The following is a 13,571-nucleotide window of genomic DNA, read 5'->3' on the forward strand; positions in this document are numbered from 1 at the left end:
TCCACGATCTCTTTACGAAAGAGTTCCTGTCAACCTTTTCCGCATGTAGCATGATGCCAACACATGTCCACGACAACGAACATTCCCCCTTCTCTGCTCCCTGCCCGCGTTCATGAAGTCTGCGGACCGGCGGCGACCGGCTTTGCGGCTGTCGCCTGCGCGCAGGGCAAGGGAGACCTGCTCTGGCTGCGTGAGGACTGGCAGGCCGGGATGCTTGACCCCGCAGGCCTGTCGGCGTTCTGCGATCCCGCGCGAATCCTGGTCGCGCGGACGAAGAACCAGACCGACACGCTCGCCGCCGCCGAAGAGGCGCTGAGGGATGGCGTGGTCGCGCTGGTGGTGATCGAGATCACCCGCCCGCTGGACCTGCGCGAGGGGCGGCGGCTGCAACTGGCTGCAAAGGCCGGGCGATCGACGGGCCTCTGCCTGATCCCCGAGGGGGCGGGCAGCCCCGCCACCGAGACACGCTGGCATTGCGCCCCGGTCTTCGACCCCGCCGAACCGACGGACTCGACTCTGATGCGCTGGGAAATTATCAAGAACAAATCAGGAACAATTGGGGCCTGGCATGTTCGATGGAATAGAGCGGCGCATCGTCTCGATGTGGTTTCCCCGGTTGGCCAGCGACCGGGTTCTTCGGCGGCAGGCGGTTGATGGCCCCTTTGCCCTGACCCTGCGGCTGGACAATACCGAGCGGGTCCATTGCCTGAACCGGCAGGCCGAGGCCGAAGGGCTGTATCGCGGCATGCCGTTCTCCGAGGCCCGGGCCTTCTGTCCCACCTTGCGCGGCGCCCCGGCCGACCCGGCCCGGGATGCCGTCATGCTGGAAACCTTGCGCCGGTGGGCGACGAAATATTGCCCCTGGGTGGGGATGGAGGGTGCGGACGGGCTGGTGCTGGACATCACCGGGGCAGCGCATTTGTGGGGCGACGAACCGGCGATGCTGGCCGACATGCAGCTGCGGCTGGACCGGGCGGGGTTCGAGGCTCGGATCGGGCTGGCCGACACGCGCGGGGCGGCCTGGGCGCTGGCCCGCCACGGTGGGGGGATCACCGCGCCGGGCGCAGGTCTGGCCGCGCTGGCAAGCTTGCCCGTCGCGGGCCTGCGGTTGGACGAAGCGACGGTGATCGCTCTGAAGCGGCTGGGGCTGCGGACCATCGGCGCGCTGGCCACGGCGCCCCGCGCGCCCCTGGCCCGGCGGTTTGGCGCGGGTCTGCTCCTGCGGCTCGACCAGGCGGCGGGCCTTCAGCCCGAGCCGGTCACCCCTCTTGCCGACCCGCCCCGCCATGCGGTCCGCCTGACCTTGCCGGACCCCATCGGGCTGACGTCTGATGTCATGGCCGGCACCGCGCGGCTGCTTCAGGAGCTTTGCCTCAGGCTCAAGGCGCAGGAGGTAGGCGCGCGTGTCTTGCGCCTGACCTTGCGCCGGGTCGATCAGGCCAGTTGCCAGGTGGAGTTGCGGCTCGCCTCTGCCATGCGCGACCCGGCGCGGATCCTGCCGCTTTTCGCGCGAGGGGTGGAGGAGGTGGACGCGGGGTTCGGCATCGACCAGCTGCGGCTGGAGGCGACCCAGGTCGACCCCCTGCCCGTGCAGCAGATCGGCCAGGCGGCAGAGGCCCCGGACCGGCGCGACAACCTGATCACCCGGATCGGCACCCGGATCGGGCTGGACAACATCCGGCGCTTCCTGCCCGCGGACAGCCATATCCCCGAACGCAGCTTCGTCATGATGCCCGCAGCAGGGACGAAGACCTGCGGCGACTGGCAGGTGCCCCGCCCTCGTCCGCGCCCCCTGCTGCTGTTTCCGCCCGAACCCATCGTCGCGCAAGGAACCCTGCCACCCACCAGTTTCCGCTGGCGGCGGATGCGCCTGACCACTGCCCGCGCCACGGGGCCGGAACGCATCGCCCCGGAATGGTGGGTCGAGGACGACGGCCCGTGTTCGGGGCTGCGCGATTACTGGCGGATCGAGACGCATCAGGGCCGGCGATTGTGGCTGTTCCACATGCCGCAGAAACCGGGCTGGTTCGTACAGGGAGAATTCGCATGATCCATGCGGCTTTCGAACCGGCGGATGACGGGAAAAATGCCCGCTCCCATCGCTATGCCGAACTGTGCGTCACCACGAATTTCACCTTCCTCACCGGCGCTTCGCATCCCGAGGAACTGGTGCTGCGCGCCGCCGAACTGGGGCTGGAAGCCGTCGCCATTACCGACCGCAACAGCCTGGCCGGCGTCGTGCGGGCGTGGTCGGCGCTGAAGACCTTGCGGCAAGACGCAGCGAACAGCCTGCGAATCCGCTCATCCACCCGGATCGACACCAGCTCCCGGCAGGAAATCGGACCCGCGCAGGATCTGGCCCATCCGGCCTGTCCGGCGCTGCCCCGGCTGATCGTTGGCGCGCGGCTTGTCTTGCAGGACAGCGCGGTCGAATGGCTGGCTCTGCCCACGGATCGCAGCGCATACCATCGGCTCTCGCGCCTCCTGACGCTGGGCAAGCGCCGGGCCGGAAAGGCGGAATGCCACCTGACGCAGGCCGACCTGGCCGCTCCCGATCCTGACGGCGGCTGCCGGGGAATGATCCTGATCGCGCTACCCCCTTCTGACCTGCCGCAGTCGGACCCGGACCGGGCGCTTGCTCCGATCCGGGCCATGGTGCGCCGCTATCCCGGTCATGTCTTCCTGGGCGCCGCGCCGCGCTATGACGGGACGGATCAGGCCTGGTTCGACACCTGCGCCAGGCTTGCACAACAGGCGTCCAGTCCGATGGTGGCGGTGGGCGACGTGCTGATGCACCGCGCCGCCCGCCGCCCGCTGGCCGATGTGCTGACCTGCATGCGCGAAGGCCTCACCATCGACCGGATCGGCACCCGCGCCCTGATGAACGCCGAGCGGCGGCTGAAAGGCGCCGGGGACATGGCCCGGCTCTATCACCGTCATCCCGCCGCGATCCGCCGCACGCTGGAGATCACGGCGCGCTGCGGCTTCGACCTGTCCGAACTCAGCTACGAATATCCCGACGAGATCGCCGATGGCGAAGCGCCCCAGGCCCGGCTGGAACGGCTGACCCGCGCGGGTCTGGCCCGGCGTTGCCCCGATGGCATTCCCGACCGCTACCACGACCTCCTGGCGAAAGAACTGGGTGTGGTCGGCGAGCTTGGCTATGCCGCCTATTTCCTGACCGTGCATGACATCGTGTCCGAGGCCCGCAAGCGCGGCATCCTGTGTCAGGGCCGGGGATCGGCGGCCAATTCGATCATTTGCTGGGCCCTCGGCATCACCGATGTCTCGCCCGACATGATCGGCATGGTGTTCGAACGCTTCGTCTCGCGCCATCGGGGCGAGCCACCCGACATCGACGTGGATTTCGAACACGAGCGGCGCGAGGAGGTGATCCAGTGGATCTATGAGCGCTACGGCCGCCACCGCGCCGGGCTTTGCGCGACGGTCATCCATTTCCGCTCCCGCGCCGCGATCCGCGAAGTGGGCAAGGTCATGGGCCTCAGCGCCGACGTGACCGCCAGCCTCTCGGGGCAGGTCTGGGGCCTGTCAAACGGCGGTGCGGATCCGGCGCGGATTCGCGAACTTGGCCTGAACCCTGACGACCGCCGCCTTGCCCGCACCATCGCGCTCATCAGAGAGATCATCGGCTTTCCGCGCCACCTGTCGCAGCATGTCGGCGGTTTCGTCATCACCAAGGGCAGGCTGGACGAGTTGTGCCCGATCGAGAATGCGGCGATGGAGGCGCGCACCTGCATCGAATGGGACAAGGACGACATCGACGCGCTGAAGATCCTCAAGGTCGATGTGCTTAGCCTCGGGATGCTGACCTGCATCCGCAAAGCCTTCGATCTGCTGGAAACGCACGAGAACACCCGCCACACGCTCGCCTCGGTTCCGCAAGAGGACGGGGCAACCTATGACATGCTCTGCCGCGCCGATGCGGTGGGCGTCTTCCAGGTCGAAAGCCGGGCGCAGATGAATTTCCTGCCCCGCATGAAGCCGCGCGAATTCTACGATCTGGTGATCGAGGTCGCCATCGTCCGCCCCGGCCCGATCCAGGGCGGCATGGTCAAACCCTATATCAAGCGGCGGCAGGGGCTGGAAAAGCCGGAACCCTTCGGCCCGGCGCTGGAGGAGGTGACGCGCAGGACGCTCGGGGTGCCGCTGTTTCAGGAGCAGGCGTTGCAGATCGCCATGGTCGGGGCGGGCTATACGGCGGAAGACGCCGACCAGCTGCGCCGCTCGCTGGCCTCGTTCCGACGCATGGGCACCATCGCCCAGCACAAGCAGAAGTTCATCGGCGGGATGCTGGCCAACGGCTACGACCCCGAGGTCGCGGAACGCTGCTTCGGCCAGATCGAGGGTTTCGCCGACTATGGCTTTCCCGAAAGCCATGCCGCAGCCTTCGCCATGCTGACCTATGTCTCCTCCTGGCTGAAGTGCCACCATCCGGCGATCTTTGCCTGCGCGCTTCTGAACGCGCAGCCGATGGGCTTCTATGCCCCCGCCCAGATCGTGCGCGACGCCCGCGAGCACGGGGTGGAGATCCGCCCCGTCTGCGTGAACCACAGCACCTGGGACAACCGGCTGGAACGGCGTCCCGACGGGCATCTTGCCCTGCGGCTGGGGTTCCGCCAGATCAAGGGCTTCAGCGAGGCGGATGCGGACGGGATCGTCACCGCGCGCGGCAACGGCTATCCCGATCCCGAAGGCCTCTGGCTGCGGGCTGGCCTGATGTCTCCCGTGCTGGAGCGCCTGGCCGAAGCCGATGCCTTTTCCGGCCAGGGCCTGACCCGCCGCGATGCGCTCTGGGCCGTGCGGGCGATCCGGGCGCCTGCGCCGCTGCCGCTCTTCGCCAATCCGCTGGATGGCGAAGGGCTGCGCGAACCGCCCGTCACGCTGCCCGCCATGCATCTGGGCGAGGAGGTGGTCGAAGACTATGTCGCCCTGCGCCTGACCTTGCGCGCGCATCCGATGGAACTCTTGCGCCCCGCAATCCCCGGCCTGACGCCTCATGCCGAGCTGGCCCATGTCCCCCTCCGCCGCCTGTCGGTCTGCGGGCTGGTGATCACCCGCCAGCGCCCCGGCACCGCCTCGGGCGTGATCTTCCTGACGCTGGAGGATGAAACCGGGGTCTGCAACGTCGTCGTCTGGCCGAAGGTCTATGAGCGCTTCCGCCGGATCGTGATGGGCGGGCGGCTCTTGCGCGTCACCGGGCGGCTGGAGCGCGAGGGCATCGTCACCCATCTGATCGCCGAACGGATCGAGGACCTGTCGCCCCGGCTTGCCGATCTCGGTCATCCGCTGGAAGCTGCCGTGGGCCTGACCCAGCCGCAGGCCGACGATGCCCCCCGCCCCCCGCGTCCTCATCCGGCCCGGGCGCACCATCCGCGGGAACAGGCGAAAAAGCTGTTCCCCAGCCGGGATTTCCATTGAGACAGGCCGCCAAACCCCCGATTTCGGGCCAGAGGCTCGCAACGGGGCCTCCCCAGGCATGAAACGGACCCCGGCAGCGCGACCTGCCGGGGTCCTCGTCTTTCGGGGTCAGCGGTTGCGCCAGTCGCGATGGGCGGCTTCGGCATGACCCTCGGAATCTCCGGACCATCCCTGGCCCCGGTCATCCCCGAAACGCGACGACATCGACCGCCCGCCGCCGAACCCCGCCGAAGAACCGATCCCGGCGGTCTTCGTCGCTGGTGAAGCGCCCCTATTCGTCACGCTCGCGGGAATTCGCGTTCCTGTTCGTCTGGATCACCGTTCCTGATGTTGCGGCGGACGTGCCGCCCGCTGCCATTTGAACCGGAAAGGAAGGGTTGTTCCCCCTCCCATCCCGGTCAGCTTCAAGGGGAAACGTCGGCCGAGAATCCAGCCGACGCCGCTTTCGTAGCGTCAGTTCTTCTTCGGGGAACTTCCGCTGCTCTCACCCGAGCCCGAGCTGCCGCCCATACCCGACCCGCTGCTGCCGTGCACGCCCGAGCCGGACTTGCGGTTCTTGCGCCAGTCCTCGAACTCGCTGTCGAATTTCTTCTGGCGCTCGTCGTTGAATGCCTTGAAGTCCTCGTCATGGGCCTGCATCTGCCGCTCGCGCCAGTTGTGGTAATGCTGGTCCTGGCTCATGCGGCGGCCCGGCTGGCCCTGCCCGCCCTGGCCGTAGCCGGACTGATAGTCACCATAGCCGCCTTGCGCATAGCCATAGCCCTGCCGATCGCCATAACCGCTCTGATCGGAATACATCCCGCCGCCCGCTTCGCCGTAGCCCCGGCTGCGCTGGTCATCGTACATGCCGCCCGACTGCCTGCGCGAGCCGTAGGTCCGACCGTAGTCCGACCCCTCGCCGCGGCCCGAGCCGTAATCTTCGTCTTCCTCGGACCAGCGCGACGACCCCGACGCACCGCGGCGGTTGTAGCGGTCGTCCTCGGCATAGGCGCGACCGGACGGCCCGGCCCGGTCGCCGCGATACGAACTGCCGCGATGGTCGTCGTCTTCATATCTTTGTGCCATGTCTCTCTCCAGTTGCTTGCCCGCGGGGGCGCCCCCCTTGCGGCTGTCTGTTCAACCGGGGCCGCATCCGATTGTTCCAGACCCAGTCAGGGGATCACCCGCGGTTCACGGGCTCTCGCGAAAGCCGGCAGTGGGACATGAAAAACCGGTGGCCGCACCGCTTTCGCGCACAACCACCGGCCCCGGCAGGCCGAAGAGATCGACCCGCCAGTCGTCCCGCGATCAGGGCTGTCGCGGGTCCGTCACAGCGTGCCGACCGCTTCGCAGATCGCCTTCATCTCGGCCAGGTCATAGCCGGTCGGGGCGGTGGTCGCTGGATCGGTCGATGTCGTGCCGGTCGCTGCCCCGTCGCTTGCCGCCGTATCCGCAGAGGTGTCCGCGGCGGCGGCCGAGCCGTCCGTTCCCGCATCGCCATGCGCGGTAAGGAAGGCCTGGCAATCGGCCTTGATCATCGTCTGGTCTTCCGGGCTCAGCGATTGCCAGCCCTTCGTCAGCTCCTCCCTGCTGCGCAGCGTCGCGCTGTCGGCATCGGTGAAGAAGGTGGTCCCGACCGAAAGCGGCCAGTTGGTCCCGAACTCGCCCGCTGTGGCGGCTTCGGGCGTGGCGTTCCCGATGGCGGTGGCATCGCTCTGGGCAGTCGCTTCCGCTGAAAGCAGAATCGTCACGGGCAGGGCAAGGATGACGCGTTTCATGGCTCGTCCTTTCAATCATTGCAGGATGTCGCGCGGAGCAGCTTGTGCGCCCGCCTATGGTCTGAAGTCGCCAGTCCTCAGAACCATCGGGACAAGGATTTGTTCCCGGTGCACGTGCTTCTCTAGAGGAACGCCGGGATGCAACGGTCGGGCCGCAATCCGCCGATGATCCGCAGAAAAGGTCTTTACTTTTCGTCGTTTGCGATAACCTTGAACAAACCGGGTTTGCGCTGCGTCGCAGGGAGGGAACCCATGCCGCAGGAAACCGACCCGAAAGCCGGCCCCGAGACGGATGCTGACCTGCGTCAGGTTCTGGACAATGCCAAGGCGGAACCCGTTCCCGGCAAGATCATCGAACTTGCGGAAAAGCTGGAGGGCGTGCTCGCCGCGAAGCGGAAGCCGCAAAAGCCTCGCTAGATCTCAGCCATGCACCGGCGGGATCACCTTCCCCGGCGGCGGCTGTTGCGGGTCCTGGGGCGGTACGGGTTGCGGGTCTGGCATCGGGTCCGGAAAGACATCCGGCTCGACAGGATCGCCGGGAACCGGAAGCTCGGGTTCAGCGGGCGGCAGATCCGGACCTTCGGGGCGACCGAAAGCATGAGGCATCATCTGAAGTGCTCCTGTTGCAGGTCGGCAGGGGGAGGGCCGGACCGCAACGCGCGATCCGCTCCTCTCGTCAGTCGCGATGCTCGGGCAGGGCCTTCAGCTGGTCCTTGGTCCAGGACGTCATGCCATGGACGTTGCCGTTCTCGTCGCGCATCATGTTCAGCTTGTCCAAGGCCACCAGAACCGGCTTCGAGCCGATCCCGAGGAACCCGCCCACGTCGATGACCGCCTGCGCTGTATCTCCGCCCGCCCCGTGCAGATGCGAGATCGTGCCCACCTTCTCGTCCTCCGCCCCGTAGATCGGGGCGCTGACCAGGTTCGACTCGGTCAACTCGGCGGCGCTCAGTCGGGTATGCGTGCTATGGTCCATCGCAGATCGCTCCTCTGTTCCAGGCCGGACGGTTCCGGCCGATCAGAGGATGCAACCGGCAACCCGCCGGGATTGTTCCCCTGCCGAAGGCGTCAATCCTCCTTGCGCTCTGGCAAGCCCTTGCGCGGGGTGGCCGCCAGTTCTTCCAGCTCGCGCTCCGTCATGGACTTGGCCATGTCCTTCGACGCGCCGAAAAGCTTGTCCTTGCTCGTCTCGCCGCGCTTTGCGGCCAGGGCCGCCCCCGCCGCCTTCTGCTGTGCCTTCGATCTGGCTGGCATGATCATTCCTCCGTGTCAGGTTTCCCCGGCTTCGGGCGTGCGTCAGCTTCGGGAGTGTCCACCATCGGGGCCTCCAGCCGGTCAGGCCATACCAAGCCCCGGCCTGCGCGGATTGTTCCCCAACGTCCGCATCACGGAATCGGGAGCCTTTCTCCCGGTCGCGGATCCTTCGGGACCGGCCATCACCGGACGAGATCCGCTTCTTCTCCGGCCTCGCCGTCTGCCGCTACCGGGCCGGAAACGGATGGCTCAGCCCCGGCGCACCCGCCATGCCGAACCGCCACGGACGCTCGACGGCGCGCGTGATCCCGATCCGCGGGCCGACCAGCAATTCCGTCGCCCGCCCGCCGCCCTCCAGCGCGAACCCCTCGGCACCGAACAAGGTCCCGCCATCGGAAAGCCCGATCCCCAGCGCCTGGCCCACCCGGCCAGGCCCCGCCGCCAGCAGTCCCGCCCCGCCCCGGCGCTCCCGCATCGCCTCGATGCCGAACTCCGGCCGGATCGCGCGGATCAGCACCGCCTCGCCCGGCCGCCCCACCACGTTCAGGCACAGATGGCAGCCGTAGGACAGATAGACATAGACGCTGCCCGCCGGGCCGAACATCGCCGCATTCCGCGCCGTCAGTCCGCGAAAACTGTGCGAGGCCGGGTCGTCCCGCCCATACGCCTCGGTCTCCAGAACGGTCCCGCCCACGCCGCGCACCAGAAGCCGCGCCCCGATCAGGTCGCGGGCCAGGCCGGTGATCTCCTGGTCAAAGATCAGCATCCGCCTCTCGCATGAAACTTTCCCCGCTCTGGAACGCCACGCCCCCGATCCGCGTTTCCACCTATAGCCACAGGGAACCCGGCATGTCGCGCCAGAAGCCACCCGTTCAACCCTTCAACCTTGCGCTCGAAGGTCGGCTCCTCGCTCACCGTCGGCTCCTGGTCGAGCTTGTGCGATCCCTGCCCGATGCCCGCCGGGCCGAGTTGATGGACTGGCTCGATGACCGCGCCCTCTATCGGGACGGTCAGGAAGATCCCGGCGCCGTTCCGGGCGAGGGGATCGCGCTGGAGCTTGCCCGCGCCGACGAATTCCGGCTTCTGAAGCGTCTCTGCGCCAGTCTGGAGCCCGACTGATCCGTCGTTCGGCAGCCGGGGAACATTTCGCCCCTGCCGCAGGTTCCTTCAGGATGTCCAAACCACCCGGAGACTGCCATGTCCGCCCCCAAAACCAACCTCGAAACCCAAAGACGTCGGCACATCGTCCCGCTGATCGGCATGGCGCTGGTCGTGATCTTCGGGGTCGGCCTGATCCTCTTCTGGCAGTTCGAAGAGGCCGCGCGGGGTGACTCTCCGGGCACGGACGTGACCGACAGCCCGGATGCCCGCCCGAACGATGCCACCAACCCGCCCGTGACGCCCGCTCCGATCGAGTGAAGCCCGGCAAGATGAAAGCCCGGCCGCAAGGCCGGGCTTCGCATTTCAGGACGGGGGGCAAAGGTTTAGAAAGTCCTAATTTCCACAAGCAACCCCTTGATCTGAAACCATTCTCGCGGATTGTCCACTGTGGACAGCCCGCACCCGCCTCAGCGCTGCTGAGGCCGGTTCTGGTCCTGCTGGCCTTTCTGCTGGCCTTGGCCCGCCTGCCTTTGGTCGGCCTGGCCCTGACCACCTTGCTGCGGCTTGTGCTGGCCGCCCTGGTTGTCCTGGCCTTGCTGCTTCTGTTGGTCCTGCTGCGGGTTCTGCTGCTGGTTCGCCATCGTTTCTCTCCTTTTCGGCTGGCAATGCAGAAAGAACCGCCGTTCCGCCGCATTGTTCCCGGGAACCGTCGTCCTCCCCCCGGGTTGAGCACATTCACCGGATGGAGACCCCGATGCCCGCTGGCGCCTTCTGGAAGGGCTACCTCAAGCTCTCGCTCGTCACCTGCCCTGTGGCGATGCAGCCCGCCACCAGCGACAGCGGCCGCCTGCGCTTCCACACCCTCAACCGCCGGACCGGCAACCGGGTGCAGCGGCAGTATGTCGACGCGGTGACCGGGAAACGGGTGGCGGACGAAGACCAGGCCCGCGGCTACCCGCGCGGGGAAGACGGCCATGTGATCCTGGAGGAAGCCGAGCTTGACGCCGTCGCCCTGGAAAGCACCCGGACCATCGACATCGAGGAGTTCGTCCCCTCCGGCCGCATCGGCTGGATCTGGTATGACCGCCCGCATTTTCTGGTCCCCGATGACAGGATTGCCGAAGAGGCCTTCTCGGTCATCCGCGACGCCATGCGGTCCACCGATACCGTCGGCATCGCGCGGCTGGTCCTCTACCGCCGCGAGCGGGCGGTGATGCTGACCCCGCGCGGCAAGGGGATCATCCTGTGGACCCTCCGCTATGGCGACGAGGTGCGGGACGAGGCGGAGTATTTCGCCGAGGCGGAAGCATCGAAGCCCGATGGCGAAGCGCTGAAGCTGGTCAGCCGGTTGATCGAAAGCCGGACCGCGGACTGGGACCCGAGCCTGGTCGAGGACCCGGTTCAGGACCGGCTGCTGAAACTGATCGAGTCGAAGCGGAAGGGCAGCAAGCGGGCGGCCAGGGCCAAGCCGGAGGCTCCGGCGGAGAGCGGCAAGGTGGTCAGCATCATCGACGCCCTGAAACGCAGCATCGCCGCCGAGAAGGCCCCGTCGCGCAAGCGCTAGGCGGGCAGAGACCGCGCTGCCTCGGCGAAACCCTCCCAGGGGTCGCGGCGCAGCGATTGCAGGCGGACGGGCATGGTCCGCACCGTGAAATCCGCAGGCCCTGCCCCGGCGGCAAGCTCGTCCCAGGTCACGGGGGCCGACACCTGCGCGCCGGGCCGGGCGCGTGTCGAATAGGCCGCCACCGCCGTCGCGCCCCTCTGGTTCCGCAGGTAGTCGACCAGAATCTTCCCCCGCCGCTTCGATTTGGTGATCGTCGCCACATAGCGGGACGGATCCTCCGAGGCCATTGCCTGCGCAAGGTCGCGGCAGAAGGTCTTGACGGCAGGCCAGTCCGCCCTGGGCTGCAAGGGCGCCACGACATGCAGCCCCTTGCCGCCCGAGGTCTTGGCGAAGGCCGCAAGGCCAACCGCTTCCAGCCTTTGCCGGACGTCCGTCGCCGCCGCCACCAGGTCCGCCCATGCGATCCCCTCACCGGGGTCGAGGTCGATCACGATGCGGTCCGGCCTCTCCCAGTCCTTCAGCGTGCCGCCCCAGGGGTGGATCTCCAGTGCCGCCGATTGCACCAGCGCGATCAGCCCGTCGAGGGTCGCAATCGCCAGCGACGGCGCATCCTTCGGCTCGGCAGGGTCCTGTACCCGCAGGATGGCGGCGTTCATCCCCTTCCATTCGTGTTTCTGGAAGAACTGCTGCCCGCCGATCCCGTCCGGGCAGCGCAAGAGCGCCAGCGGGCGACCGATGACATGCGGGGCGATCCAGGACCAGACCGCCGTGTAGTAATCCGCAAGCTCGGCCTTGGTGATCCCCTCCTTGGGCCAGTAGACGCGATCGGGATGGGTCAGCTTGATCCGCCGGGCGGGAGGCGGGTCGGTGGGCGTGGCTTCCGCGTCCTCTGGCGCTGGGGAGGGCCGTCCTTCGCCCGTCACCTCGCTGGCCTCCTTGTCCTCGCGCAGGCCCCGAAAGGCGGCGTGGCGCAGGTTGCCGTCGGCGGTCCAGGCTCGGAAATCCACCTCGGCCACCAATTCCGGCCGGACATAGCGCACTCCGCGTTTCTCCACGCCCTTGAGCAGCGGGTCGAAGGGCGATTCCCCGGTCTCCAGCGCCTTGAGCCTTGTCATCAGCCCTTCCGCCACGGCGGCGGAGAAGCCTGTGCCGACCCGGCCGACATGGTGCAGCTTGTCGCCCCGGAACACGCCCATCACCAGAGACCCGATGGCGCGGGGTGAAGCGGCCGAGGGCACGAAGCCGCCGATCACGAACTCCTGCCGGGCCGAGCATTTCGACTTGACCCAAGCCTGCCCCCGCCCTGCCCGATAGGGGCTGTCGCGCAGCTTCGAGACGACGCCTTCCAGCCCCATCCGGCAGGCATGGCGCAGCACGATCTCGCCCCGGTCATCCAGATGGTCGCTGAGCCGGATCGGGTCGGCGGCCTTGGCGACCAGCGTGGCGAGCAGGCGCTTGCGTTCGACCAGCGGCAACGGGGTCAGGTCGTGGCCGTTCAGGTGGAGGAGGTCGAAGACGTAGTAGAGCATCCGGTCGCTGCGCCCCTCGGAGAGGTCGGCCTGCAAGGCCGAGAAGTCCGATGACCGCCCCGCCACTTCCACCACCACCTCGCCGTCAAGGATCGCCTGTTCGGCGGGGAGCCCTGCCAGCGCCCTGGCCAACGCCTCTCCGAACCGCCCGGTCCAGTCGCGGCCCGACCGGGTGAAGAGGCGGACCTTGCCGTCCATCAGATGCGCCTGGATGCGGTAGCCATCGAACTTGATCTCGTGCAGCCAGCGGTCGTCGCCGGGGGTCGCCTTGACCAGGGTCGCCAGCATCGGCGGCAGGAAGTCCGGCATCGTAGCGGCGGGTGAGGGCGGGGATCTCCTGCTGCGAGGTTTCCGGGCGGGTTTGCCCGCGACCTCCTCGATCAGCCGTCCCGTCTTCACCGACTCCGGGCGTTCCTCCAGGATGTCGGGGGCGCTTTCGTCGCGTGCGCTGGCATCCTCGCCCTTGATCAAGAGCCAGTTCTCGCGCTTTTCCCTGGGCTTGCTGCGCATCCGGATCAGGTGCCAGCGGCCCGTCAGCTTTTCGCCCTTCAGCTCGAATTCCAGATGACCCTTGGCAAAGCCCTTCGCGGCGTCGAAGACCGGCGTCCAGGTGCCGCGGTCCCAGACGATCACCGTGCCTGCGCCATACTGGCCCGCGGGGATCGTGCCCTCGAAGCTGCCGTAGTCCATCGGGTGATCCTCGACATGGACCGCAAGGCGCTTTTCGCCCGGCACGAGGCTGGGCCCGCGCGTCACCGCCCAGCTTTTCAGCACCCCGTCCACCTCCAGCCGCAGGTCATAGTGCAGCCGCGTCGCATCGTGCTTCTGGATGACGAAGACCGGATCGCCCGCCGACTTGCGCTTGCGGCCCTTCGGCTCGGGCGTCGCATCGAAGTCGCGCATCGACTGGTAGGTCTCCAGCACCAT

At 67.7% G+C, this 13,571-nt stretch carries 15 protein-coding genes; 7 read left to right on the forward strand and 8 right to left on the reverse strand.

Features of this window, described 5'->3' with window-relative positions; genetic code table 11:
* The first annotated feature begins 63 nt into the window (after nt 1-63).
* Genes JNJ68_RS12330 through JNJ68_RS12340 form a run of 3 tightly spaced genes read left to right on the forward strand, consistent with a single transcriptional unit; the run spans nt 64 to nt 5,439 of the window.
* Nucleotides 64-654 (forward strand): hypothetical protein, encoded by a 591-nt coding sequence (locus tag JNJ68_RS12330; RefSeq protein ID WP_294982676.1) that lies wholly within the window; start codon nt 64-66, stop codon nt 652-654.
* Entirely contained in the window at nt 569-2,050 is a 1,482-nt protein-coding gene (locus JNJ68_RS12335) for a DNA polymerase Y family protein (protein WP_294982677.1), read from the forward strand. The genes JNJ68_RS12330 and JNJ68_RS12335 overlap by 86 nt, the downstream gene beginning before the upstream one ends.
* Entirely contained in the window at nt 2,047-5,439 is a 3,393-nt protein-coding gene (locus JNJ68_RS12340) for an error-prone DNA polymerase (RefSeq protein WP_294982678.1), read from the forward strand. Before JNJ68_RS12335 ends, JNJ68_RS12340 begins: the two co-directional genes overlap by 4 nt.
* Before the next feature lie 453 nt (nt 5,440-5,892).
* On the opposite strand, the gene JNJ68_RS12345 is transcribed toward JNJ68_RS12340, so the two are convergent.
* Together JNJ68_RS12345 and JNJ68_RS12350 are read right to left on the reverse strand one after the other, a co-directional pair.
* Nucleotides 5,893-6,504 (reverse strand): hypothetical protein, encoded by a 612-nt coding sequence (locus JNJ68_RS12345; protein ID WP_294982679.1) that lies wholly within the window; start codon nt 6,502-6,504, stop codon nt 5,893-5,895.
* 242 nt (nt 6,505-6,746) lie between these two features.
* Nucleotides 6,747-7,196 carry a hypothetical protein gene (locus JNJ68_RS12350; protein WP_294982680.1) on the reverse strand — a complete coding sequence of 150 codons (450 nt, stop codon included), beginning with the start codon at nt 7,194-7,196 and terminating at the stop codon, nt 6,747-6,749.
* A 252-nt stretch (nt 7,197-7,448) separates the two neighbouring features.
* Here JNJ68_RS12350 and JNJ68_RS12355 point away from each other — a divergent pair, with 252 nt between their 5' ends.
* Nucleotides 7,449-7,613 carry a hypothetical protein gene (locus tag JNJ68_RS12355; RefSeq protein WP_294982681.1) on the forward strand — a complete coding sequence of 55 codons (165 nt, stop codon included), beginning with the start codon at nt 7,449-7,451 and terminating at the stop codon, nt 7,611-7,613.
* Between the two features lie 3 nt (nt 7,614-7,616).
* Here the strand turns inward: JNJ68_RS12355 and JNJ68_RS12360 are convergent, their stop codons facing one another.
* The 4 genes from JNJ68_RS12360 to JNJ68_RS12375 all read right to left on the reverse strand — a co-directional run bounded on the left by JNJ68_RS12360 (nt 7,617) and on the right by JNJ68_RS12375 (nt 9,216).
* On the reverse strand, nt 7,617-7,805 hold the full coding sequence (locus tag JNJ68_RS12360) for a hypothetical protein (RefSeq protein WP_294982682.1): 189 nt from the start codon (nt 7,803-7,805) through the stop codon (nt 7,617-7,619).
* Between the two features lie 67 nt (nt 7,806-7,872).
* On the reverse strand, nt 7,873-8,172 hold the full coding sequence (locus tag JNJ68_RS12365) for a PRC-barrel domain-containing protein (RefSeq protein WP_294982683.1): 300 nt from the start codon (nt 8,170-8,172) through the stop codon (nt 7,873-7,875).
* 92 nt (nt 8,173-8,264) lie between these two features.
* On the reverse strand, nt 8,265-8,450 hold the full coding sequence (locus tag JNJ68_RS12370) for a DUF3008 family protein (RefSeq protein WP_294982684.1): 186 nt from the start codon (nt 8,448-8,450) through the stop codon (nt 8,265-8,267).
* A 226-nt stretch (nt 8,451-8,676) separates the two neighbouring features.
* Nucleotides 8,677-9,216 (reverse strand): DNA-3-methyladenine glycosylase, encoded by a 540-nt coding sequence (locus JNJ68_RS12375; protein ID WP_294982685.1) that lies wholly within the window; start codon nt 9,214-9,216, stop codon nt 8,677-8,679.
* A gap of 11 nt (nt 9,217-9,227) precedes the next feature.
* Here JNJ68_RS12375 and JNJ68_RS12380 point away from each other — a divergent pair, with 11 nt between their 5' ends.
* Nucleotides 9,228-9,569: a hypothetical protein gene (locus JNJ68_RS12380; RefSeq protein ID WP_294982686.1), complete on the forward strand. Its 342-nt coding sequence runs from the start codon at nt 9,228-9,230 to the stop codon at nt 9,567-9,569.
* 78 nt (nt 9,570-9,647) lie between these two features.
* Nucleotides 9,648-9,869: a hypothetical protein gene (locus tag JNJ68_RS12385; RefSeq protein WP_294982687.1), complete on the forward strand. Its 222-nt coding sequence runs from the start codon at nt 9,648-9,650 to the stop codon at nt 9,867-9,869.
* A gap of 149 nt (nt 9,870-10,018) precedes the next feature.
* On the opposite strand, the gene JNJ68_RS12390 is transcribed toward JNJ68_RS12385, so the two are convergent.
* A complete protein-coding gene (locus JNJ68_RS12390) occupies nt 10,019-10,192 on the reverse strand; it encodes a hypothetical protein (RefSeq protein WP_294982688.1) in 174 nt (57 codons plus the stop codon).
* A gap of 113 nt (nt 10,193-10,305) precedes the next feature.
* Here JNJ68_RS12390 and JNJ68_RS12395 point away from each other — a divergent pair, with 113 nt between their 5' ends.
* Nucleotides 10,306-11,115 (forward strand): Ku protein, encoded by an 810-nt coding sequence (locus JNJ68_RS12395; protein WP_294982689.1) that lies wholly within the window; start codon nt 10,306-10,308, stop codon nt 11,113-11,115.
* On the opposite strand, the gene ligD is transcribed toward JNJ68_RS12395, so the two are convergent.
* Entirely contained in the window at nt 11,112-13,571 is a 2,460-nt protein-coding gene (gene ligD / locus JNJ68_RS12400) for a DNA ligase D (protein WP_294982690.1), read from the reverse strand. The two genes, JNJ68_RS12395 and ligD, sit on opposite strands and share 4 nt — an antisense overlap.

Origin of the sequence: Tabrizicola sp., assembly GCF_016793705.1 — a bacterium.
Classification (GTDB): Bacteria; Pseudomonadota; Alphaproteobacteria; order Rhodobacterales; family Rhodobacteraceae; genus Tabrizicola.

Excerpts from the sequence above, each read along its gene's own strand:
- JNJ68_RS12330 (WP_294982676.1), top strand. The coding sequence starts at position 64 with ATGTCCACGACAACGAACATTCCCCCTTCTCTGCTCCCTGCCCGCGTT.
- JNJ68_RS12335 (WP_294982677.1), top strand. The coding sequence starts at position 569 with ATGTTCGATGGAATAGAGCGGCGCATCGTCTCGATGTGGTTTCCCCGG.
- JNJ68_RS12340 (WP_294982678.1), top strand. The coding sequence starts at position 2,047 with ATGATCCATGCGGCTTTCGAACCGGCGGATGACGGGAAAAATGCCCGC.
- JNJ68_RS12345 (WP_294982679.1), bottom strand. The coding sequence starts at position 6,504 with ATGGCACAAAGATATGAAGACGACGACCATCGCGGCAGTTCGTATCGC.
- JNJ68_RS12350 (WP_294982680.1), bottom strand. The coding sequence starts at position 7,196 with ATGAAACGCGTCATCCTTGCCCTGCCCGTGACGATTCTGCTTTCAGCG.
- JNJ68_RS12355 (WP_294982681.1), top strand. The coding sequence starts at position 7,449 with ATGCCGCAGGAAACCGACCCGAAAGCCGGCCCCGAGACGGATGCTGAC.
- JNJ68_RS12360 (WP_294982682.1), bottom strand. The coding sequence starts at position 7,805 with ATGATGCCTCATGCTTTCGGTCGCCCCGAAGGTCCGGATCTGCCGCCC.
- JNJ68_RS12365 (WP_294982683.1), bottom strand. The coding sequence starts at position 8,172 with ATGGACCATAGCACGCATACCCGACTGAGCGCCGCCGAGTTGACCGAG.
- JNJ68_RS12370 (WP_294982684.1), bottom strand. The coding sequence starts at position 8,450 with ATGCCAGCCAGATCGAAGGCACAGCAGAAGGCGGCGGGGGCGGCCCTG.
- JNJ68_RS12375 (WP_294982685.1), bottom strand. The coding sequence starts at position 9,216 with ATGCTGATCTTTGACCAGGAGATCACCGGCCTGGCCCGCGACCTGATC.
- JNJ68_RS12380 (WP_294982686.1), top strand. The coding sequence starts at position 9,228 with ATGAAACTTTCCCCGCTCTGGAACGCCACGCCCCCGATCCGCGTTTCC.
- JNJ68_RS12385 (WP_294982687.1), top strand. The coding sequence starts at position 9,648 with ATGTCCGCCCCCAAAACCAACCTCGAAACCCAAAGACGTCGGCACATC.
- JNJ68_RS12390 (WP_294982688.1), bottom strand. The coding sequence starts at position 10,192 with ATGGCGAACCAGCAGCAGAACCCGCAGCAGGACCAACAGAAGCAGCAA.
- JNJ68_RS12395 (WP_294982689.1), top strand. The coding sequence starts at position 10,306 with ATGCCCGCTGGCGCCTTCTGGAAGGGCTACCTCAAGCTCTCGCTCGTC.
- ligD (WP_294982690.1), bottom strand. The coding sequence starts at position 13,571 with ATGGTGCTGGAGACCTACCAGTCGATGCGCGACTTCGATGCGACGCCC.